This is a genomic window from Streptomyces sp. NPDC060000, assembly GCF_042737375.1.
GTDB lineage: Bacteria > Actinomycetota > Actinomycetes > Streptomycetales > Streptomycetaceae > Streptomyces.
In genome coordinates this window covers 1-20328 of the sequence record NZ_JBHWUU010000108.1, presented here as the reverse complement: position 1 = coordinate 20328, position 20328 = coordinate 1, and the positions used below count along the sequence as shown (strand labels likewise).

Annotated in this window: 18 protein-coding genes and 1 pseudogene; 10 read left to right on the top strand and 9 right to left on the bottom strand. The window is 71.1% G+C overall.

Annotation, left to right across the window (positions count from 1 at the left end):
* Positions 1-107: 107 nt before the first annotated feature.
* Positions 108-314, bottom strand: coding sequence for a DUF397 domain-containing protein (locus tag ACFWBB_RS38320; protein ID WP_385282546.1), 207 nt, complete (start codon positions 312-314; stop codon positions 108-110).
* Positions 311-1147, bottom strand: coding sequence for a helix-turn-helix transcriptional regulator (locus ACFWBB_RS38315; protein WP_385282543.1), 837 nt, complete (start codon positions 1145-1147; stop codon positions 311-313). The genes ACFWBB_RS38320 and ACFWBB_RS38315 overlap by 4 nt, the downstream gene beginning before the upstream one ends.
* Positions 1148-1289: 142 nt before the next feature.
* On the opposite strand from ACFWBB_RS38315, the gene ACFWBB_RS38310 reads away from it, so the two are divergent.
* The 4 genes from ACFWBB_RS38310 (at position 1290) to hemB (ending at position 4457) form a co-directional block, all read left to right on the top strand.
* Complete coding sequence (locus ACFWBB_RS38310; protein ID WP_385282540.1) at positions 1290-1733, top strand: ATP-binding protein; 444 nt, start codon at positions 1290-1292, stop codon at positions 1731-1733.
* Between the two features lie 272 nt (positions 1734-2005).
* On the top strand, positions 2006-3040 hold the full coding sequence (locus ACFWBB_RS38305) for a helix-turn-helix domain-containing protein (protein ID WP_385282537.1): 1035 nt from the start codon (positions 2006-2008) through the stop codon (positions 3038-3040).
* Positions 3041-3097: 57 nt separating this feature from the next.
* The gene (locus tag ACFWBB_RS38300; RefSeq protein WP_385282534.1) at positions 3098-3454 is read left to right on the top strand and encodes a hypothetical protein; all 357 of its coding nucleotides are present in this window, start codon (positions 3098-3100) and stop codon (positions 3452-3454) included.
* Between the two features lie 10 nt (positions 3455-3464).
* Entirely contained in the window at positions 3465-4457 is a 993-nt protein-coding gene (gene hemB, locus ACFWBB_RS38295) for a porphobilinogen synthase (protein WP_385282531.1), read from the top strand.
* A gap of 25 nt (positions 4458-4482) precedes the next feature.
* Here the strand turns inward: hemB and ACFWBB_RS38290 are convergent, their stop codons facing one another.
* Positions 4483-5223, bottom strand: a complete 741-nt coding sequence (locus ACFWBB_RS38290; protein ID WP_385282528.1) for a DUF4232 domain-containing protein — start codon at positions 5221-5223, stop codon at positions 4483-4485.
* A 188-nt stretch (positions 5224-5411) separates the two neighbouring features.
* Between ACFWBB_RS38290 and ACFWBB_RS38285 the strand changes: the two genes are divergently transcribed.
* Positions 5412-6836 carry a helix-turn-helix domain-containing protein gene (locus ACFWBB_RS38285; RefSeq protein WP_385282525.1) on the top strand — a complete coding sequence of 475 codons (1425 nt, stop codon included), beginning with the start codon at positions 5412-5414 and terminating at the stop codon, positions 6834-6836.
* Here the strand turns inward: ACFWBB_RS38285 and ACFWBB_RS38280 are convergent.
* Positions 6776-7045: a hypothetical protein gene (locus tag ACFWBB_RS38280; RefSeq protein ID WP_385282522.1), complete on the bottom strand. Its 270-nt coding sequence runs from the start codon at positions 7043-7045 to the stop codon at positions 6776-6778. The genes ACFWBB_RS38285 and ACFWBB_RS38280 overlap by 61 nt on opposite strands.
* Positions 7046-7259: 214 nt before the next feature.
* Here ACFWBB_RS38280 and ACFWBB_RS38275 point away from each other — a divergent pair, with 214 nt between their 5' ends.
* The 3 genes from ACFWBB_RS38275 (at position 7260) to ACFWBB_RS38265 (ending at position 12960) form a co-directional block, all read left to right on the top strand.
* Positions 7260-8531: a PLP-dependent aminotransferase family protein gene (locus ACFWBB_RS38275; protein ID WP_385282520.1), complete on the top strand. Its 1272-nt coding sequence runs from the start codon at positions 7260-7262 to the stop codon at positions 8529-8531.
* Positions 8532-8836: 305 nt separating this feature from the next.
* Positions 8837-9199 (top strand): hypothetical protein, encoded by a 363-nt coding sequence (locus ACFWBB_RS38270; protein ID WP_385282517.1) that lies wholly within the window; start codon positions 8837-8839, stop codon positions 9197-9199.
* 38 nt (positions 9200-9237) lie between these two features.
* A complete protein-coding gene (locus ACFWBB_RS38265; protein WP_385282514.1) occupies positions 9238-12960 on the top strand; it encodes an AAA family ATPase in 3723 nt (1240 codons plus the stop codon).
* 36 nt (positions 12961-12996) lie between these two features.
* On the opposite strand, the gene ACFWBB_RS38260 is transcribed toward ACFWBB_RS38265, so the two are convergent.
* From ACFWBB_RS38260 to ACFWBB_RS38245, 4 genes and pseudogenes are all read right to left on the bottom strand, one after another.
* Positions 12997-13812: a DUF4253 domain-containing protein gene (locus tag ACFWBB_RS38260; RefSeq protein ID WP_385282512.1), complete on the bottom strand. Its 816-nt coding sequence runs from the start codon at positions 13810-13812 to the stop codon at positions 12997-12999.
* A gap of 106 nt (positions 13813-13918) precedes the next feature.
* A complete protein-coding gene (locus ACFWBB_RS38255; RefSeq protein WP_385282567.1) occupies positions 13919-14395 on the bottom strand; it encodes a DUF2690 domain-containing protein in 477 nt (158 codons plus the stop codon).
* 210 nt (positions 14396-14605) lie between these two features.
* Positions 14606-14797, bottom strand: a pseudogene (locus tag ACFWBB_RS38250) (helix-turn-helix domain-containing protein); the annotation flags it as partial.
* Entirely contained in the window at positions 14794-15705 is a 912-nt protein-coding gene (locus ACFWBB_RS38245; protein ID WP_385282509.1) for a peptidoglycan-binding protein, read from the bottom strand. The gene ACFWBB_RS38245 and the pseudogene ACFWBB_RS38250, both read right to left, overlap by 4 nt.
* Positions 15706-16032: 327 nt before the next feature.
* Between ACFWBB_RS38245 and ACFWBB_RS38240 the strand changes: the two genes are divergently transcribed.
* Positions 16033-16422 (top strand): peptidase inhibitor family I36 protein, encoded by a 390-nt coding sequence (locus ACFWBB_RS38240; protein ID WP_385282506.1) that lies wholly within the window; start codon positions 16033-16035, stop codon positions 16420-16422.
* A gap of 66 nt (positions 16423-16488) precedes the next feature.
* Here the strand turns inward: ACFWBB_RS38240 and argS are convergent, their stop codons facing one another.
* On the bottom strand, positions 16489-18258 hold the full coding sequence (argS, locus tag ACFWBB_RS38235; RefSeq protein ID WP_385282503.1) for an arginine--tRNA ligase: 1770 nt from the start codon (positions 18256-18258) through the stop codon (positions 16489-16491).
* Positions 18259-18398: 140 nt separating this feature from the next.
* Here argS and lysS point away from each other — a divergent pair, with 140 nt between their 5' ends.
* Positions 18399-20165: a lysine--tRNA ligase gene (lysS, locus tag ACFWBB_RS38230; protein WP_385282500.1), complete on the top strand. Its 1767-nt coding sequence runs from the start codon at positions 18399-18401 to the stop codon at positions 20163-20165.
* The last annotated feature ends 163 nt before the right edge of the window (positions 20166-20328 follow it).

The following is a 20328-nucleotide window of genomic DNA, read 5'->3' as shown; positions in this document are numbered from 1 at the left end:
CGTCTTCTACGAGCCGCACCGAGGAGGAGAGGGCGGAGACCCTCGCGTGAGCGTTCGGGTGAGTTCCCGTCCGGGGCGGTCGAGCAGGAGCCCAGCCGATGCGCCCTTCAGCGGCTCGACGCGTACGGCAGGAAGGCCGCCCAGGTGGTGGGGGCCAGGGTGAGCCGAGGGCCCTGGGGGTGCTTGGAGTCGCGGACCAGGATGCGGGCGGGGGCCAAGGCCACTTCTACGCAGTCGGGACCGTCAGGCGTGCTGTAACTGCTCTTTATCCACTCCAGAGCCGGTCCGTCTTCCCTTGCAGGCTTGCGGATCATGTCTCTCCCAGCACTGTCTCGATGAAGGCCAGCGACTCCCGAGGGGCGAGAGCCTGTGCCCGGATGATCCCATAGCGAATGTCCAGGATCTGAACCTCCTTGGGGTCGGTGATCACCCGGCTAATGAGCTGGACCTCGTTGTGCCCCACAGTGCTTCCGTCCCGCAACCTGAGCAGTCTGAACGACCCGGCCAAGCCGGCGTTGTCCTCGCGTTCCAACGGCAGCACTTGTAGGTCAACGTTGCTCAACCGGCCCACGTTCAGCAGGTGTTCGAGCTGCCTGCGCATCACCATTCTGCCGCCGATGGGACGGCGTAACGTCGATTCGCACTGCACGAAGCTGAAGACACGCAGTGGCGCCTGCCCGCCGACGATGCCCTGTCGAGCCAGGCGGGCTGCCACGTGTTGCTCAAGCTCGTCGTCAGAGAACGGAGGGCGACGGGTGGCGACCGATGCTCGAATGTACTCCTCGGTCTGCAACAACCCATGAATGACCGAGTTGTTGTAAGCGCCCAGCTCGACCGCGTCCGCCTCCAGTTTCTTCAGGTCCCGGACCTTTTTCGGGTACCGGACCTCCGCCAGGTCGTCCTTCAGCGCCGCGATCCGGCCGCCCGCCGAGAGGACCTCGTCCGCGCGGTCCAGGTACTCGGGGCGGGGGATGCGCCGGCCCCGTTCCACGGAGGAGACCTGTTCCTCGCCGTAACCGATGGCCGCGCCGAACTCGGCCTGGGTGAGGCCGGCCGACTCCCGCCACAGCTTCAGCTGCCGCTGGACGGTTCTCACGACTGCCCCGGCTTCCTCGTCGACCTCCGGTCCCGCGCCCCACTCGCTCACGTCCGCCGTCCTCCCGCCGCGCCCTTTTCGGTCCAACCCCGGATGCCTGCGCCCCGTCACCCCGTACGGCCCGGACGGAACCGGACGCCACACGGACAGACAACGTCCGCACGGGCCGCCTTCCTTCACAGGTTACGTATGCATGGACACGCTGAGTGACGTGAATCATCAAACTGTGCGCTTTCCGCTCCACCAGTTCTCCGTACCGCTCTCCGCGACCCGGCGTGGCGCTCGACTCGCCCGCCTGCTTGCGGCCGAGCAACTCAGCTCCTGGGGTGTGCCGTTGGACCCCGCCCGGCTCGTCGTCGCCGAACTCGCCGCGAACGCCGTCCTGCACGGCCGTGTCCCTGGCCGGAGCTTCCGCCTCGTGCTCTCCGTCGCCGCGCCAGGGACCTTGCGCATCGAGGTCGCCGACACCCGGGGTGATCACTTGCCCAGCCGGACGCGAGTGGCCGCCGAGGCCCCCGCGGAGTCCGGCTACGGTCTGCTGCTCGTCGAGGAGCTGGCCGACCGGTGGGGTGTTCGGTGCGGGCCGGTGCCGTGCAAGACCGTGTGGGCGGAACTGGATTTCGACCCGGGCCGGTGAACTCCGGACCGGAGTCCGGAAACACGGGACCCGGTGGGGTGAAGGCCGGTGCTGTGGGCGGTAAAAGACCAAAGAAACCTGGGAAAAAACCCTTCCAACCAAACCAAACCCCGTGTTTGTCACTCGGGCGGGTGAAACGGACCGTTGTGACTGGCGCGTGCGAGGTTCTGCCGTGCACGCTCGGCCTGAACGAACCCACACATGCATCGGCCCCCGCCGGGACGGCAATCCCAGTGCGAGGGCCTGACCAACGAGGAAGCAGTACCTTCCCCATGGCTGTGACTAAGACTATCCCTGCCCTGTGCCCGGCACCGGGCGTTCGGCGCAGTGCCACCCACTCCGGTGTCACCCACGTACGTGCGTACCAGTCGAGCCACTACACGATCATCGGCAACCACCTCGCCCAGCACCGGGCGTTGTCCCTGGTCGCGATCGGACTGGCCGTCCACGTCCTGTCACTGCCGCAGGGCGCCCCCGTCGACATCCGCAGTCTCGCCGACCGCTTCCCCGAAGGGCGGGACCGCATCGCGTTCGGGCTGCGGGAGCTGGAGGCGCACGGCTATCTGGAGCGGGTGCGCGAGCGCACGGAGGGGGGCCGTTTCGTCACGCGGACGTACGCGCACAACGCCCCGGCGCTCACCCGGAGGCAGGCGGAGGCGACCGAGGTACGGGACGCGCCGGTCGCTCCTGCCGCCGTCGTCGCCTGCGTCACTCCGGTCGCGCCGGTCGTGGTCGCGGAAGCCGTAGTGGTCGAGGCGGCATGCGACACCGTCCCCGAAGAGGCTCCGACGCCGCCGTCCGAACGGCTCGGAGCCTCCGAATCGTCCGAACCCGTCGAATCCCTTGACCAGAGACCGTCCAGCAGCGAGCACCGCGACAAGGCCTTCGCCCTGCTCGCGGGCCTGCGCCGCATCGACGACCGCCTCACGCTCTCCCGGAAAGACGTGGAGAGCCTCGCCCCCGCCGTCGTCGCCTGGTTGGAGAATGGCGTCTCCCGGGCCGCCGTGATCCACGCCATGACCGCCGACGTTCCCGTCCTTCTGAAGTCTCCCGCCGGGTTCCTCGCCCACCGGCTCCGGGAAGGCCTCCCGCCGCCTCTGCCGGTGCTCTTGCCCTACGTGGATCTTCCCGGTACCCCGCCGACCGCCACCGCGTCGGACCGGCCGGACCCCTGGTCGGATCCCTGGACGGACTGCGAGGGCGGCTGTACGCGTGTCTTCCGGGAGTCGGCGCCCGACAAGTGCTGTCGCGAGTGCCGTGCGCGCAGTGCGCCGACGTTCCCGGAGTCGCCGGTCCGCACTGTCTGAGCCCCTACGCAGCCGCGGACCTTCCCCCGGCTCCCACTACTCCCGAGGAAGCAGCCCATGCCCGACGACATGACCCACTCTGCCTACGCGCGCGTGTACCGAGTCCTTCTCGAAGCGGCCGAGGACCTCGAGACCCTGAAGCGGGTGGGTGCGGAGGTCGGCCTGGAGCCCCACGCCGGTGCCGCGCTGATGGCGGTCAGACTCGCAACGGCCGTGCTGTTCCCTGCCGTCCCCTGTCAGACGCCGCCCTGGTCCCAGGACACCGACCGGCTGCTGGACCTGTGCGTCAACTGGCGTGACGCCGCGTTCGAGGTGGGTGAGTTCGCGCCGGAGGCCGGCCTGCGCCTCGTCCCGGGCGGGCAGGATCAGGGGGCCGACTCGGCGTCGGCAAGAGGGGGCGCGGGCCGGGCGTAGCGTAGGGCGTATGACGAAGTACGGATCCTTTCCAGGTACGCGTCCCCGGCGGCTGCGCACCACCCCCGTGATGCGGCGCATGGTCGCGGAGACCCGGCTGCATCCGGCCGACTTCATCCTGCCCGCGTTCGTGCGGGAGGGCGTGAGCGAGCCGGTGCCGGTCCAGGCCATGCCCGGGGTCGTGCAGCACACCCGGGACAGCCTGAAGAAGGCCGCGCTGGAGGCCGTGGAGGCCGGAGTCTCCGGGATCATGCTGTTCGGCGTGCCCGAGGAGTCGAAGAAGGACGCCCTCGGGACGCCGGGCACGGATCCGGACGGGATCCTCCAGGTCGCCATCCGGGACGTACGGGCCGAGGTCGGGGACGACCTGCTCGTCATGTCCGACCTGTGCCTGGACGAGACGATCGATCACGGGCACTGCGGCGTACTGGACGAGGAAGGGCGGGTCGACAACGACGCCACCCTGGAGCGGTATGCCGAGATGGCGCAGGTCCAGGCCGACGCCGGCGCCCACGTCGTCGGACCCAGCGGGATGATGGACGGGCAGATCGGGGTCATCCGAGACGCCCTCGACCAGATCGGGCGGGAGGACGTCTCGATCCTCGCCTACACCGTCAAGTACTCCTCCGCGTTCTACGGGCCCTTCCGGGAGGCCGTCGGGTCCTCGCTGAAGGGCGACCGGAAGACGTATCAGCAGGACCCCGCCAACCTCCGTGAGTCGCTGCGCGAGCTGGCGCTCGACCTGGAGGAGGGCGCCGACATGGTCATGGTGAAGCCGGCCGGCCCCTACCTGGACATCCTGGCCCGGGTCGCCGACGCCGTGGACGTGCCGGTCGCCGCCTACCAGATCTCCGGCGAGTACTCGATGATCGAGGCCGCCGCCGAGAAGGGCTGGATCGACCGCGACCGGGCGATCCTCGAGACGCTGACCGGCATCAAGCGGGCCGGGGCGCGGAACATCCTCACCTACTGGGCCACCGAAGTGGCCCAGAAGCTGAGGTAGTTCAGCCCCCGGCCGGTGCCGGTGCCTACCAGTTGAGCGCGTCGTCCCTGTCCTGCTGCCAGTACGTCACCGCCAGCGAGCTGTCGTAGTAGACGCCCTTGGCGGGCAGGGCAGGCGTCGCCGAGGCGCCGCCGGCGCTGTTCGGGGTGTAGCCCTGGAAGGCGATCGTCAGCTTCTTCGCCGTCATGCCGCCGTCGCCGCTGCCGTCGGCGGCCGACAGCAGGACGCCCGCGTAGCCGGACTCACCGGGTGCGAGACTCGTCACCGCCTGCGGCTGGGTCTCCTCGGCGGCCTGCGGTGCCCACTGCATCTGGTCGAAGCGCAGGACCGGCCAGTAGGTAAGGTCACACAGTTTGCTGCCGGTGTTGGTCACCGTGATCAGCATGTGGTTGAGCGGGCGGGGCACCGGCTGGGCGGTGACCTTGGTGTTCGAGCCGTTGCAGAGGACGCGGGTCCCGGTGCTGTCGGTGCCGGTTCCGGTGCTCTTGCCCGTGCTCTTGCCGGTGCCGTTGCCGGTCGAGCCTGTGGTGTCCTTCGCCGGGTTCGAGGAGGTACCGACGGGCTTCGCGTTCGATCCCGAAGTCGAGCCGGACGTGGAGCCGGACACGGTGCCGGGCTTCGTCGGCTGTGCGGTGGCCGTCGTCGACGACGACGCGGGCTGCGACGCGCCCTGGTCCTGGACGCCCGACCCGTTACCGCACGCCGTCAGCGCGAGGGCGGTCAGGGCGGTGAGGGCGAGCAGGTGACGGGTGCGGCGGATACGCATGGTGAAGTCCTCTTCCGGAAAGCCGGGTTGAAGCGACGTGCTTGGATGGCCAAAGCTTGTGGGGGGACCCGTCCCGACCGCCACGACCGGCGGACGATCAGGGACGCTGGAATGCCGGCAATGGGTCTGACCTCGGGAAACTTGCCATCCCTGGAACGCGGGGATGGGACACGGGGAGTGGAGGAACGGTGTCTGCGACCGAGTTCGCGGAGCTGCTGCGGGAGTTGAAGGAGCGGTCCGGGCTCAGCTACGGGACGCTCTCGAAACGGCTCCACATGAGTACGTCGACGCTGCACCGCTACTGCAACGGGGACGCCGTCCCCACGGACTACGCGCCCGTGGAGCGGCTGGCCCGGCTCTGCAAGGCGTCGCCTGAGGAACTCGTCGAACTGCACCGGCGGTGGGTGCTGGCGGATGCGGTGCGGGGGAGGAAGGCGGGGCCGGCGGAAGCGGCTGGTGCGGCTGAGACAGCTGCGGCTGTGGCCGGGCCGGCTGATGCCGGGGTGGTGGATGCCGTCGCTGTGGAGGCTGCTGCCGCCGTTGCCGGGGAGGGCGTTGCGGAGACGGTTGCCGCAGGAGCGGTTGCCGCGGGTGCCGACGGTGCGGGTGCCGAGGGTGCGGGTGCCGACCGTGTGGGGGCCGACCGTGTGGAGCCTGAAGGTGTCGTGGGCGGGGGCAGGCGTCGTGGCCGCCGGTCCCTGGTCCTCGCCGGTGTCGGTGCCGTGGCCGCCCTCGGTTCTGTCACCCTGGCGCTCGCCCTGACCCTGCCGGGCGGCGGGTCAGGCGACGGTGATGGTGGGCGTGCGGCGGGAGCCGGGGCGTCCGTGCAGGGGCGAGGAGCGGAGGTCACGTCCTCGTCGTCGGTATCCGCCTCCGCCTCGGTGTCCGCCTCCGTCACGCCGTCGGCCTCGGCCTCGGCCTCCGGGGAGGCGTCCCCTGCGGCCTCCGCCGCCGTTTCCTCCCCCGTGCCGGGCGCGGGTGCCCGGGCCGACGACCCCGTCCCGCTGACGGTCACCACCCACCCGTACGCCTGGATCGACCCCTGTAGCCAGCACTACCTGATCGAGCGGAGGCCGGGGCAGGTCGCGCCGCCGCCCGTCGAGCAGGACGCGCCCGCGTGGGTGGCCCATCACGGCGCGGTGTCGGCGGGCGAGCAGTTTCTGCAGATCACCGTGCAGGGGACCGGTGACGAGACCGTCGTGGTGGAGAGTCTGACGGTCCGGACCGTCGCCAAGGCCGCGCCGCTCGCCTGGAACGACTACGCCATGGGTTACCCGGGCGTCGGCTGCGGTGGCGGTATGCCGACCCGCTCCTTCTCCGTCGCCCTCGACGCGGCGCGGCCGGCGCTGGTGCCCGAGGCGGGGCACAAGGACTTCCCGTTCAAGGTGAGCGAGGCCGACCCGGAGGCCTACTACGTCACGGCCGACGCCTCCGCGTACGACGTGCGCTGGTACCTGGAGCTGACCTGGTCCAGCGGTTCACGGCACGGCACGCTGACGATCGACGACGAGGGGAAGCCGTTCCGCACGAGCGGCGAGAACGGGCGGCCCGACTACGAGTTCCCGCTCGGCGGTTCCGCGTGGAACCGGGCGGGAGCCTCTTCGACGCCATAGGGGCCGGTCCCCGGCAGGATGCCGGACCCCTTCAGGGTGCTGGAGCTCGACGGGCCCTCGTCGCGCAGGCCCTGGCCGTCGTGGCACGCGGTGAGGGCGAGCGCCGCCACCGCGGTCAGCGCGGCGGCGAGCAGACGGACGCGGACACGGGGGCGGGCGCGGCGCATGAGGGGTGTGGGGCGTGCGGGGGGAGTAGGGCGTGTGGGCATGGGGTCAGCCTGAGTCGTACGGCCTTCGACCTTCCACACTTGCCGCGCAAGTCGGGACGCCCGACCGGTCCCACCACATCTGACCTGCGGGAACAGGATCGTCTCGGGACGGGATATGGGACGACCGGCCGCCCTGAGCGGGAAGCCCGCCGTTTCCGTGTCCACATGTCAGAAATCCGGGTGTAGGTGGCACGTACCTCTCTAGGGTGCGGCCATGACTGTCACCCACGTGCCCGCGCCCGCCTCGGTCCCCTCGTTGGCCGCCCGTGTCCGGGCGATCGGCGGTTCGCCCGTGCGGGACATCCTCGCCGTCACCGCCCGTCCCGAGGTGATCAACTTCGCGGGCGGGCTGCCCGCGCCCGAGCTGTTCGACCGCGAGGGCGTGGCCGCCGCGTTCCGGTACGCGCTGGAGGAGGAACCGGCCCAGGCCCTCCAGTACGCCACCACCGAGGGCGAGCCGATCCTGCGCGAGCGGCTGGCGGCGCGGACCACGGCACGCGGACTGCCCACGACCGCCGACGACCTCCTCGTCACCACGGGTTCCCAGCAGGCCCTGTCCCTGCTGGCCACGGCGCTCCTCGACCCCGGCGACACCGTCCTCGTCGAGACCCCCTGCTACCTGGCCGCCCTTCAGGTCTTCGGCCTGGCCGGAGCGAGGATCGTCGCCGTGCCCTGCGACGCGGACGGCCCGGACCCCGAGGCACTCGCCGAACTCGTCGTCCGGGAACGGCCGAAGCTGCTCTACACCGTCCCCACCTTCCAGAACCCCACCGGGCGCACCCTGCCCGCCGAGCGGCGCGCGGCCCTCGCCTCCGTCGCCGCCCGGCACGGCCTGTGGATCGTCGAGGACGACCCCTACGGTGAACTCCGCTACGAGGGTGAGCGGGTCGCCTGGATCGCCGCCCACCCCGAGGCCCGCGACCGTACGGTTCTCCTCGGCTCCTTCTCCAAGGTCATGGCCCCCGGTATCCGGCTGGGCTGGCTGCGCGCGCCGGCCGAGCTGCGCCGGGCCTGTGCCGTCGCCAAGCAGGCCGCCGATCTGCACACCCCGACCGTCAACCAGCTCGCCGCAGCCCGTTATCTGTCCGCCTCCGACCTCGACGCGCACGTGGCCCGGGTCGCCGCCGTGTACCGGGAGCGCCGGGACGCCATGCTGGCCGGGCTGGGGGAGGCGCTGCCGGAGGGGTCGGTGTGGACCCGCCCCGAGGGCGGCATGTTCCTCTGGGCCCGTCTCCCCGAGTCGTACGACACCACGGCCCTCCTCCCGCGGGTCGTCGCCCAGGACGTGGCGTACGTCCCCGGTGCCCCCTTCCATGCCGGTGAGCCCGACCGCTCGACCCTGCGCCTGTGCTTCGTGACGCAGACCCCGGAGGAGATCGGCGAGGGGCTGCGAAGGCTGCGGCGGGGGCTCGGGGCCGCCGGGGCGGTGGCGGCCGACGGGGCGGCGGCGGCCCACGGGCCGCGTGCCGAGCCCGTCGACGGGTGACCGCCGGCGATGACTGCGGTCACCGGCCGGAGGCAGTGACGAACACCGGCCGGAGGCAGTGACGAACACCGGCCGGAGGCAGTGACGAACACCGGCCGGAGGCAGTGACGAACACCGCCCCTTTCCGTCGTAGTCCGCGTCATCCGGGACCGGAGCCTTCCCTTCGGAGACCGAGTGCGAGCGTTACCGTCGTCGAGTCATGCCGCTCCTCCCGATCCTCCTACAGTGCCTGTCTCGGACTTCGGGCATTGGGGTGGAAAATGGATCCGGTCACGCTGGCCCTTGCGACAGCCTTGGTGAGTGCCATGGTCACCGACGGCTGGCAGCACGCCCGGTCCACGGCGGTGGACCTCTGGCGGCGCAGCCGCCCGGATGGCGAGGCCGAGGCCGTCGCCCTCCAGCTCACCGACACCCGGACGCGGGTGCTGGCCGCGCGGGAGTGCCAGGACGCCGACGCCGAGCACACCGTGGTGACGGACTGGGCGGCGCTGCTCCACAGGGTCGCGTCGCAGAACCCGGCCCTGGTGAACGAGTTGCGTGGACTGCTTCTGCCGGAGCCCGGCGCGGGCACCGCCGAGCCCAAGCCCTCCCCGGCCATGGAGGCTCGGGCCACCGGGCACGGCCGGGTCTACCAGGCCGGTCGCGACATCAACGTCAGCGAACGATGAACGTGGACGGTCAACGGCCGGAGGACAGCGAGCCAGTCGTGTCGCAGTCGGCCTGGGCATCCGGCGAGGCCCGGGTCAACCAGGCCGGCGGCGACCTCAGCGTCGCCGAGCAGGGCAACGTGTACATCTCCTACGAGAACGGGTCGCGCAGAATCCGCCGGACGGAGGCCGACGGGCTCACTGACGAGTGCCCCTATCCGGGGCTGGCCTCGTTCGACCTGGAGCACGCCGGGTACTTCTTCGGACGGGACGAGGCGATCGCCGAGCTGGCGAGGCGGGTGGACGACAAGCTCCGCACCGGCGGCCCGCTGGCCCTGGTCGCCCCGTCAGGGGCGGGTAAGTCCTCGCTGCTCAAGGCGGGTCTGTTGAAGAAGATCGCGCAGAACGCCCTGCCCGGATCGGCGCGTTGGCCCCGGATCTGTCTGACTCCCACCGCGACTCCGGTGGCGGCGTTGTGCGGTGCTCTCGCCCGGCACGTTCCCGGACTGGCCGCGGACGACCTCGCCAGGGCCCTGGAGTACGGTCCGGACCGGTGCGTGACCCTGCTCTGCGAGGCACTTCACTCCCAGGCCGACATCCGGCCGGGAGGGAGGCCGCGGCTCATGGTGGTGGTGGACCAGCTCGAGGAACTGTTCAGCATGCGTGCCGAGCACGGGAGCGCGGCGGCCCAGGAGGAGGAGCGGCACAGGTTTCTTGACCTCCTCGTGCGTCTGTCGCGAACGGACGCGGCCGAGGGGCCCGTCGGTCTGGTGGTCCTGGGGCTCCGGTCGGACTTCTACACCCAGTGCACCCAGTACCCGCAGCTCAGGACGGTGCTCCAGCACAGTCAGGTCCTGCTGGGCCCGCTGTCGAAGGACGGTCTGCGGGACGCCGTCCTCCTGCCCGCCCGCGCTGCCGGGCTGGAAGTCGAAGACGGCCTGCTCGAGGTGCTGCTCCGGGATCTGGGCGCGAGCCGGTACACCGGCACGGACCACGCCCCGGACCCCGAGGTGACCGGTGGGTACGAGGCCGGACGTCTCCCGCTGCTGGCTCACGCGCTGCGGGCCACCTGGCTGGAGCGCCTCGGAAACACACTGACTGTGGACGGCTACACCGTCACGGGCGGCATCCACGATGCCGTCGCCGCCGACGCGGAGCGCCTGTTCGGAAAGCTCGACGACGAGGAGAAGCCGGCAGCCCAGGTGGCCTTCCTGCGCCTGACCAAGATCGGCGACGGTGTCGAGCACACCCGTCGGCGACTGCCGTGCACGGACCTCCTGGGCCAGGGCGGGGAGACCTCACCGACAGCGCAGGTGATCGACACCTTCACCCGCGGCCGCCTCCTCACGCGGCAGCGCGACACCGTGGAGATCACCCACGAGGCACTGCTGCACGCCTGGCCACGACTGCGGCGGTGGATCGAGGACGACCGGGCCGGCCAACTGGTCCGGCAGGACCTCGAGGAGGCGGCCACCGTCTGGCAGGCCGGAGGGCGGGACAGAGCCCTGCTCCACCGGGGGAACCGCCTCGAGAGCGCCTGTGTCTGGGTCGAAGCTCACGGACCTGGTTCGGTCGGCGTCACGGCGTCGGCCTTCCTGAAGGCCTCCACCCAGCAACAGAAGCGCGCCGTGCGCGTCCGCCGCGCGCTGACCGCCGCGCTGTGCTCGCTCGCCCTGGTCGCGTCGGCCGCGGCCGTGGTGGCGTTCCACCAGCGGGCCGACGCGCAGGAGCAGCGCCGTATCGCGGTCACCCGCCAACTCGCCTCCCAGTCGGCGCTCCTGGCCCCGGGACACCCCGAGGCGTCCATGCTGAGTGCGATCGCGGCCCACGAGACCTCCCCCGAGTTGCCGGAGGGGCGCAACGCGCTGCTGAGCAGCCAGAGCCAGCACTTCAAGGCAAGGATCACCGGCCACCCCGGACCCCTGTACGCGGTGGCCTTCAGCCCGGACGGCCGTTCGGTCGCCACGGCCGGGGTCGGCGACGGGATCGACATCTCCGACGTTCGCGGGTCACCCGGCGGGTCGACCGTCGTCGCGTCGGGAACCGGCGGAATCAGCAGCCTGGCCTTCAGTCCGGACGGCCGCACGCTCGCCGCCGGTGGTGCCGACGGGACGGTGCGGCTCTGGAAGGTGCCGGAACAGCGGTGGGAGATCCTCGCCGTCACCGGGAGCGGTACCGTCATGGACGTCGCCTTCAGCCCGGACGGGCACACCGTCGCCGCGGCAGGCGAGAACGGGACGGTGCGGTTGTGGGACACCGGGACCGGGAAGCTCCGCGCAGCCCTGACCGGGCACTCCGGGACCGTGCACGCGGTGGCGTTCAGCCCCGACGGCGGGACCCTGGCCACCGGCGGCAGCGACCGCACCGTCCGCCTCTGGGATGCGGAGACCGGCAGGAGCACGACCACCCTCACCTCCCACGGCGACACGGTCACCTCGGTCGCGTTCAACCCCGAGGGCAGCACCCTCGCCACCGCGAGCGGCGACGGCACCGTGCAGGTGTGGGACTGGAAGAAGCGCAGGATGGCGAATCTCCTCGAACTGCACACCAGCGGATTGATGACCGTGGCGTTCAGCCCCGACGGGCGGACCCTCGCCACCGGCGGCACCGACCGCACCGCCCGCCTCTGGGATCCTGGGACGGGCATCAACACGGTCACCCTCACCGGGCACACCAACGTCGTCGGGAGAGTCGCGTTCAGTCCCGACGGCCGCACCCTCGCGACCGCCAGCGACGATCGCACCGCTGTGCTGTGGGCCTTGGACGGGCCCACCCTGATCACCTATCCGGCCACTTCGGCACAGATGGTCGCCTTCAGCCCGGACGGGCGGTTCCTCGCCAGCACGCATACGGACGGCGCCCTGCGTCTGTGGCCCGCGCGGGGCCGGGCCCATCGTCCGCTCCGCGTCCTGCGGAACGGAACCGCGAAAAACGCCCACGGTGTCGCCTTCAGCCCTGACGGCCGTCTCGTCGCGGTCTCCAGCGGACGCAGCGGCGATGTCCTGCTCTGGAGCGTGGCCACCGGGAAGCTGGCCGCCACGCTGCATGGAGGCGGCAAGATGGTGGCCCAGGTGGCCTTCAGCCCGGACGGCCGCACGCTCGCCGGGGCCAGCCCTGCCGACAGCTCCGTGAAGCTCTGGGACGTGACCGGCCGCAGGCTGACGGCAGTCCTCACCAACCCCGGCGCGACCGTCTGGGCCGTGGCCTTCAGCCCCGACGGGCATACTCTGGCCAGCTCCGGCGGTGACGAGACAGCCCGGTTGTGGGACGTGGCCAGCGGTCGTCAGCTGGCCACGCTCAAGGCCCACACCGGGGTCGTCTGGGGTGTGGCCTTCAGCCCGGACGGGCAGACCCTGGCCACGACCGGTGACGACGGCACCGCCCGCCTGTGGGACGTTCCCGGTCGTCGTCTGCTGGCCACCCTCAAAGGCCACACCGGGGCGACCTGGGGTGTGGCCTTCAGCCCGGACGGGCACACTCTGGCCACGACCGGTGACGACGGCACCGCCCGCCTGTGGGACGTCAGCCGCCACATTCCGCTGGCCGTCCTCCAAGGACACACCGACCAGACGCGGGGTGTGGCCTTCAGCCCTGACGGGCACACCCTCGCGACCGCCGGAAACGACGCGACGATACGCGTATGGGAGACCGACCCGGTCCGGGTGACCGCCGACCTGTGCGCTCGCATCGGTCCGGTGACGCCTCGACGGTGGAAGGAGTTCCTGCCGGACCAGCCGTTCAGCGCCGTCTGCCGCGCCTCCACCCCCGCCTCCGCGGACTGACGCGGAGTGCACCCGGGCCGGTGGCCGGTCCGGCGGTCAGTCCCACCAGAAGGACCAGACGGGCTCGTTGACCAGTTCCTCGGCGTAGGAGCGCAGGGTGTCCGGGCCGTTGCGGGCGATGGTGTCCGGGCAGAACGCGAAGTGCTCCGCCGCCACCCCCTCCGCCTCGGCCAGGGTGGCCGGCGGAGCGGCGACCGACACGACCAGCGTGTCGAAGCCGAGCGCCACCACCCGTATCCCGAAGCGGTCCTCCCAGGAGCGCAGCACCGCGCACAGACGTGCCACGTCGTTCTCGTGGTTCAGCGGACCGGTCCAGCCGATCGCCGCCGGGATGTCGGCGGACCGGCGCACCGCGACCAGGGCGAGGTGCGGCTCCTTCAACCACGCCCGGGTGCCGTCCGTCAGCGAGTCCGCGACCTGGGCGGCGCGGACGTCCGGGGTCGCGGTCGGGGAGGCGGCGGGCGCGAGGCCGGGCCAGTCGGGGCCGAACGGCTCGATCCCTTCCGGGAGTTCCTCCTGCGCGCCGTCCTCCCAGTAGTCCGCGAGTACCTCGTCGGCGTCGTGGTCCCCCGGGTACGACATCTCACCCGGCAGCAACTCCCAGTCCGCGGGTCCGCCCTGGGAGCCGCCCACGTCCACGAGTACCGGAAGCAGCCCCGTACGGGCGGCCCGCGCACCCATGGCCCGCCATGTGCCGGGCGAGGCCGCCTTCTCCGCATGCCACAGCAACGGCTCGTGCCACGGACCGTCCTCGGTCGCGTCGATCAGTCTCCCGGGCGGGAGTTGCAGCCCCAGGGAGCGGCCGCTCGGGTCGGTCGCGAGCCCGGGCAGCGGGTTGGGAAGAGTCGCCATGCCGGTGACTGTAAGGGCAGCCACTGACAGTGGAGGCTCGCGGGTGGTCGGGCTCGAGTGACGGCGACGGGCGGTCATCGGTTCTCGCGCGCTCGCGGGCGACGGCTCAGCCGGGCACCGGCCGGTCCACCTCGCCCCTGAAGCACTCCTTTCCGCCGCCCCCCGCGGGCAGGAAGCAGGCGAGGACGACGGTTCCCGAGCGGGTGGCCGCCATGGGGGTGTGGACGTAGGTGTCGGCATCGGCACGGTTCCTCACCCGGGCGACGCGACCGCGGAACTCGACCCCGTCGCCGATCCGCGTACCCCACATGCGGACCCAACTGGTCCCGCACACCCTGCTGTACCGCAGTTGCACCGAGGCACCCGTGGAGGTGAGGTGCTCGGCCAGGGTCTCGGGGTCGGCGCCGCACTTCGTCACCATCGGGTCCTTGCCCTCGCAGCCGGTGTCCCGGCAGGCCGGACCGACGGCGGCCGGGGGCGCCGACGCCGGCGGCCGGGCCACCCCGCTCCGGTGGGGGAGGAGGAGAAGGGTGAGGACGACCGCCCCGAACAACAGGGCGGACACCGACGCGAGGACCGCCACGGCCGTCATCCCCCGGTGACCGACGGGCGGGGACCCGACATGAGCAGGAGCAGAGACAGGGACAGGGACAGGGACAGGGGCAGGGGTTGGAGCGGGGGTTGTCGTCGGGGGCGGAGGTGGAGGTGGAGTGGGAGCCGGGGGTGTCGGATTCGTCCGCGCCTCCGACTGCGCGAGTTCCCGCAGTGCCAGGTACCGGCCGTCCGGTTCGCCGGCGAGTCGGCACAGGTGCTGGACCGCCGGGCGCGGTGGCAGCGTCCTGCCGTTGAGGTAGCGCTCCCAGGACGACTTGCTGAACGCGGTCTTCGCCGCGAGCCCCGCGAGGGGCAGACCAGTACGGTCCCTCAACTCCCGTAACGCCGCGGCAAGCCGGGCGCTCTCGGGAGACGGATCGGGCCTGGTCATCCGCGCAGGGCCTGCCAGGTGCGCGAGCCGACCACGCCGTCCTCGTCCAGACCGGACCGCTTCTGCATGGCCTTGACCGCTCGTTGTGTCAGCGGTCCGAACAGCCCGTCGATGCCTCCGGGTGAGATGCCCGCCCGGCGCAACAGACACTGCGCCTCGGCCACATCGGGGCCGGCGCTGCCGTAGGCGAGTTCGGCGTCCCGGGTGCGGCTGATGCCCGCGTACCAGAGGCCGTCGGTCCGTTGGATCCGGCAGTGGTACGCCGGAGTCCGCGAGGACCCGCCGGTGGTGGGCAGGACGGGGGGAGCGGCCGCCGGTTCACCTCCGCCGTTGTCGTTCAGCCGCATGACCAGGAGGACTGCCGAGACGGCGGCCAGCGCCAGGGCCACCACTCCCGCGACGAGCGCGACGAGCGCGACGCGCAGCGACCGCTCCGGAAACCGCCCGCTTCCGGCCTGCGCCGGTGCGGTGCCGGGACCCGCCGACTCCGTGCCGGGCGGCGTCGACTCCGTGCCGGGCCGTGCCGGCCGCATGACTGGTTCCGCCGACTCCGTGCCGGGCCGTGCCGGCGGCGGGACTGGTTCCGTTGTGGTCTCCGGAGCGGGTGGGGGCTCATGCGGTGGGGGTGCGTTCGTGCGTCCGCCGGCCCAGACGGCGGTGGCGACCTCGTGCAGCGCGAGGAGCCGGACCGGATCGACGCCGCTGGTCCGGGCCAGTGCCTCCACCGCCTCCCGGGGCGGCAGCGACCTGCCGCCCAGATACCGCTCCCACGACTTCTGGCTGTACCCCGTCCGCGCTGCCAGCAGACGCATGCTCAGCTCGCCTTGATCCGTCAGCCGGCGTAACTCCGTCAGTAACTGCCTTACGCGCGGGTCCAGTTCGGCGGACAGCGCTTTGCGGCGCGCCATGTTCCCCCCAGGTGCGGTCATGAACCGTGGTCAGCGGCCCCCTGCTGTGTCGGATTGTGCACGAGCATCACAATGTCTGCACAAGATCTCCCGCGGCCGTCCCGCCAAACCGTCCCGCCGGGCAGCGTCCTTGCAGTTCAACAGGGGTGACGTCCCATGAATGCGTCACTTGTGCGGCAACGGTGGCGGCTCCCGCCCCGCTGCCCGCAGTCTCGTTGGCGAGCCGGCCGGTGCGGTCGGTGCGCTCAAGTCTCACGACAGCGAGCCGCTCGCCCGGGGAGACGCCGACGAGGGACGCGGCTCGGACGAAGGGGGTAAGGCATGCGCATGACCAGGAAATTCGCCGCTGTGGCCAGCGGGATCGTGCTGACCGGTGGGCTGCTGGCCGGAAGCGCGGGTGCCGCCGGTGCGGCGCAGGCCGCGACACAGACCGCGCCACAGGTGGCGTCGGACTGTCCGGCGGGTTGGTTCTGCGTCTGGGAGGGGCAGAACTACACCGGCCATATGCAGAAGGTGGCGGGATCGAATCCGGACCTGACGCGGTTCTCGGTCTTCCAGAGCTTCAAGTCCTGGTACAACCACGGCAACTCATGCGACCTGAGGTGGTACTCGGAGACCAACTACAACGGCAGCAACTCGCTCGTCTTCAGGGGCTACAGGACGACCACCAGCGCGAGCCACTACATCAAGTCCAACACGTGGGTGAACTGCGCCTGACCGGCCGCCGCCACGACGCCGGAGGGCGGCACCCCGCCGGGGTGCCGCCCTCCGGCGTCGGCCGCCTCAGAGCTTGTCCGGCGTCCGGATGCCCAGCAGGGCCATGCCCAGGTGGAGCGTGCGGCCCGTCAGGTCGACCAGGAACAGGCGGTTCTCGACGACCTCCGGCGCGTTGTCGGGGGACAGCACATGGCACTGGTCGTAGAACGTCGTCAGGTGCGAGGCCAGCTGGTACAGGTACGCCGCCAGCTTGTGCGGCTCGTACGCTGCCGCGACCTCGTGCACCGTCTCGGCGAACTGGTCCAGGTGCAGACCCAACGCCCGCTCCGCCGGGGCCAGTTCCAGCTCCGGGTGAGCGACCGGACGGGCCTCGCCTGCCTTGCGCAGGATCGACTGGATCCGGGCGTACGCGTACTGGAGGTAGACCGACGTGTCGCCGTTCAGCGAGACCATCTGGTCCAGGTCGAACTTGTAGTCCCGGACGGCGGACGTCGACAGGTCGGCGTACTTCACCGCGCCGATGCCCACGTACCGGCCGTTCTCGACGACCTCCTCGTCCGTCAGGCCCACTTTGTCGCGCTTCTCGCCGACGACGGCCGTCGCCCGGTCCACCGCCTCGTCGAGGAGGTCGACCAGCTTCACCGTCTCGCCCTCACGGGTCTTGAACGGCTTGCCGTCCTTGCCGAGGACCGTGCCGAACGCCAACTGGTGCGCCTTGACGTCCTCGTTCAGCCAGCCCGCCCTGCGCGCCGTCTCGAAGACCATCTTGAAGTGCAGGGACTGACGGGCGTCCACGACGTACAGCAGCGTGCTCGCCTTGATGTGGAAGACCCGGTCGCGGATCGCCGACAGGTCGGTCGCCGCGTAGCCGTAGCCACCGTCCGACTTCTGGACGATCAGCGGGACCGGGTTGCCGTCCGGGCCCTTGACGTCCTCGAAGAACACGCACAGGGCGCCCTCGGAGCGGACCGCGACCCCGGACTCCTCCAGGAGACGGCAGGTCTCCGCCAGCATGTCGTTGTAACCCGACTCGCCGACGATGTCCTCGTCCCGGATCTCCATGTCCAGCTTCTCGAAGACCGAGAAGAAGTAGATCTTCGACTCGTCGACGAACTTCTGCCAGGTCGCGAGCGTGTGCGGGTCGCCCGCCTGGAGGTCCACCACCCGGCGCCGGGCACGGGTCTTGAACTCCTCGTCCGCGTCGAACAGCTTGCGCGCGGTCTTGTAGAGGCGGTCGAGGTTCGACATCGCCTCCTCGCCGCTCACCTGGGACTCCTTGTGGTCCAGCTCGTGCGGGTGCTCGTCCAGGTACTGGATGAGCATGCCGAACTGGGTGCCCCAGTCGCCGATGTGGTGCCGGCGGACCACGCTCTCGCCGGTGAACTCCAGGATCTGCACCGTCGCGTCGCCGATGACCGCCGACCGCAGGTGACCGACGTGCATCTCCTTCGCCACGTTCGGCTGGGCGTAGTCGATGACCGTCGTGCCCGGGTGGCCGGAGTGCGGTACGCCCAGGCGGTCGGTGTCCGCGTACCGCGCCGCGAGGTTCCGCGTGATCGCGCTGTCGGTGATGGTCACGTTCAGGAAGCCGGGGCCGGAGACCTCGATCTCCTTGATCAGGTCACCCGTGACCACCTGCGACACGACCTGCGTCGCCAGTTCCCGCGGGTTCGCCTTCGCCTTCTTGGCCAGCGCCAGGATGCCGTTGGCCTGGAAGTCGGCCCGGTCGCTTCGTCGCAGCAGCGGGTCCGCGCCGGCGGCCTCCGGCAGGGTGGCCGAGAGGGCGGACGAGAGGTGCTGTTCGACGGAGTGGCTGAGGGACGTGACCGGGGCCATAGGAATGGGTGCCGTTCTCCTCGTGGGGATGGATGGGCACAGCCAGTATCCCATGGGGGGTAAAGCCGTTTTCCCGGGCGCGGGGCCGTCTGGGACAATGAAGCGCACTTCAAACCCGGAAGCCTTCAGAACAAGAGGACGTGCCGATCGTGGCTCTGAGCACCGAGACCACCGACTGGGTCTCCCGTTTCGCGGACGAGGTCATCGAGGAGTCGGAGCGTCGGGCCCCCGGGGGGGCGACATCAGTCGCTGCCGCTCCGGTTGTCGTAGTCGCGTCCGGACTCTCCCCTTCCGGCCCCATCCACCTGGGCAACCTCCGCGAGGTCATGACCCCGCACCTGGTCGCCGACGAGATCCGCCGCCGCGGCCGCCAGGTCCGCCACCTGATCTCCTGGGACGACTACGACCGCTTCCGCAAGGTGCCGCAGGGCATCGACGGGGTCGACGAGTCGTGGGCCGAGCACATCGGCAAGCCGCTGACGTCCGTACCGGCGCCGCGGGGCTCGGCGTACCCGAACTGGGCCGAGCACTTCAAGGCGGCGATGGTCGGGTCGCTCACCGAGCTCGGCGTGGAGTTCGAGGGGATCAGCCAGACGGCGCAGTACACCTCCGGTGTCTACCGCGAGCAGATCCTGCACGCGATCAGGCACCGCGGTGACATCGACGCGATCCTCGACCAGTACCGCACCAAGAAGGCCCCCGCCAAGAAGCAGCAGCAGAAGCCGCTCGACGAGGCCGAGCTCGAGGCGGCGGAGGGATCGGGCGCGGCGGCCGAGGACGACGGCTCCTCCGGCTCGGCCGGCTACTTCCCGTACAAGCCCTACTGCGGCAACTGCGAGAAGGACCTCACCACGGTCACCTCGTACGTCGACGACACCACCGAGCTGTCCTACACCTGCACCGCCTGCGGATTCGCCGAGACCGTCCGGCTGAACGAGTTCAACCGCGGCAAGCTGGTCTGGAAGGTCGACTGGCCGATGCGCTGGGCGTACGAGGGCGTCGTGTTCGAGCCGAGCGGCGTCGACCACTCGTCCCCCGGGTCCAGCTTCCAGGTGGGCGGCCAGATCGTCGGCATCTTCGGCGGCAAGCAGCCCATCGGGCCCATGTACGCCTTCGTCGGCATCAGCGGCATGGCGAAGATGTCGTCGTCGAAGGGCGGTGTCCCCACCGCCGCCGACGCGCTGAAGATCATGGAGCCGCAGCTCCTGCGCTGGCTCTACGCCCGCCGCCGGCCCAACCAGTCCTTCAAGATCGCCTTCGACCAGGAGATCCAGCGGCTCTACGACGAGTGGGACAAGCTGGACGCCAAGGTCGCCGAAGGGTCGGCCCTCCCCGCCGACGTCGCCGCGCACTCCCGCGCGGTGGGCACGGCCGCCGGTGAGCTGCCGCGCACGGTCCGGCCGCTGCCGTACCGCACGCTGGCCTCCGTCGCCGACATCACCGCCGGGCACCAGGACCAGGCCCTGCGGATCCTCTCCGAGCTCGACCCGGAGAACCCGCTCGGCTCCCTCGACGAGGCCCGGCCCCGGTACGACAGGGCCGAGGCCTGGATCAACACCCAGGTCCCCGCCGACCAGCGGACCATCGTGCGTGCCGAACCCGACGCCGAACTGCTGAAGTCCCTCGACGAGGCCTCCCAGCAGTCCCTGCGGCTCCTGCTCGACGGACTCGCCGGCCACTGGTCCCTGGACGGTCTCTCCCACCTCGTCTACGGCGTTCCCAAGGTCCAGGCCGGCTTCTCCGCCGACGCGGGCCCCAAGGAACTCCCGCCCGAGATCAAGACCGCCCAGCGGACGTTCTTCGCCCTGCTCTACCACCTGCTGGTGGGGCGTGACACCGGCCCGCGGCTGCCCACGCTGCTGCTGGCCGTGGGCCAGGAGAGGGTGCGGGCCCTGCTCGGGGAGTAGACCCGAGAAGGACGACCCGGGCTGCCCGGTCGGACGAAACGAGGGGGGGGCCCGGGGGGACACCCGGCGCCCCCCCCCGCCGATGCCGGGGATACGCCCCGCCCCGGGGTGGGGCGCGTAGAGGTTCCCCGCCAGACGGGTGTGGGAGAGCCGCAACACAGTG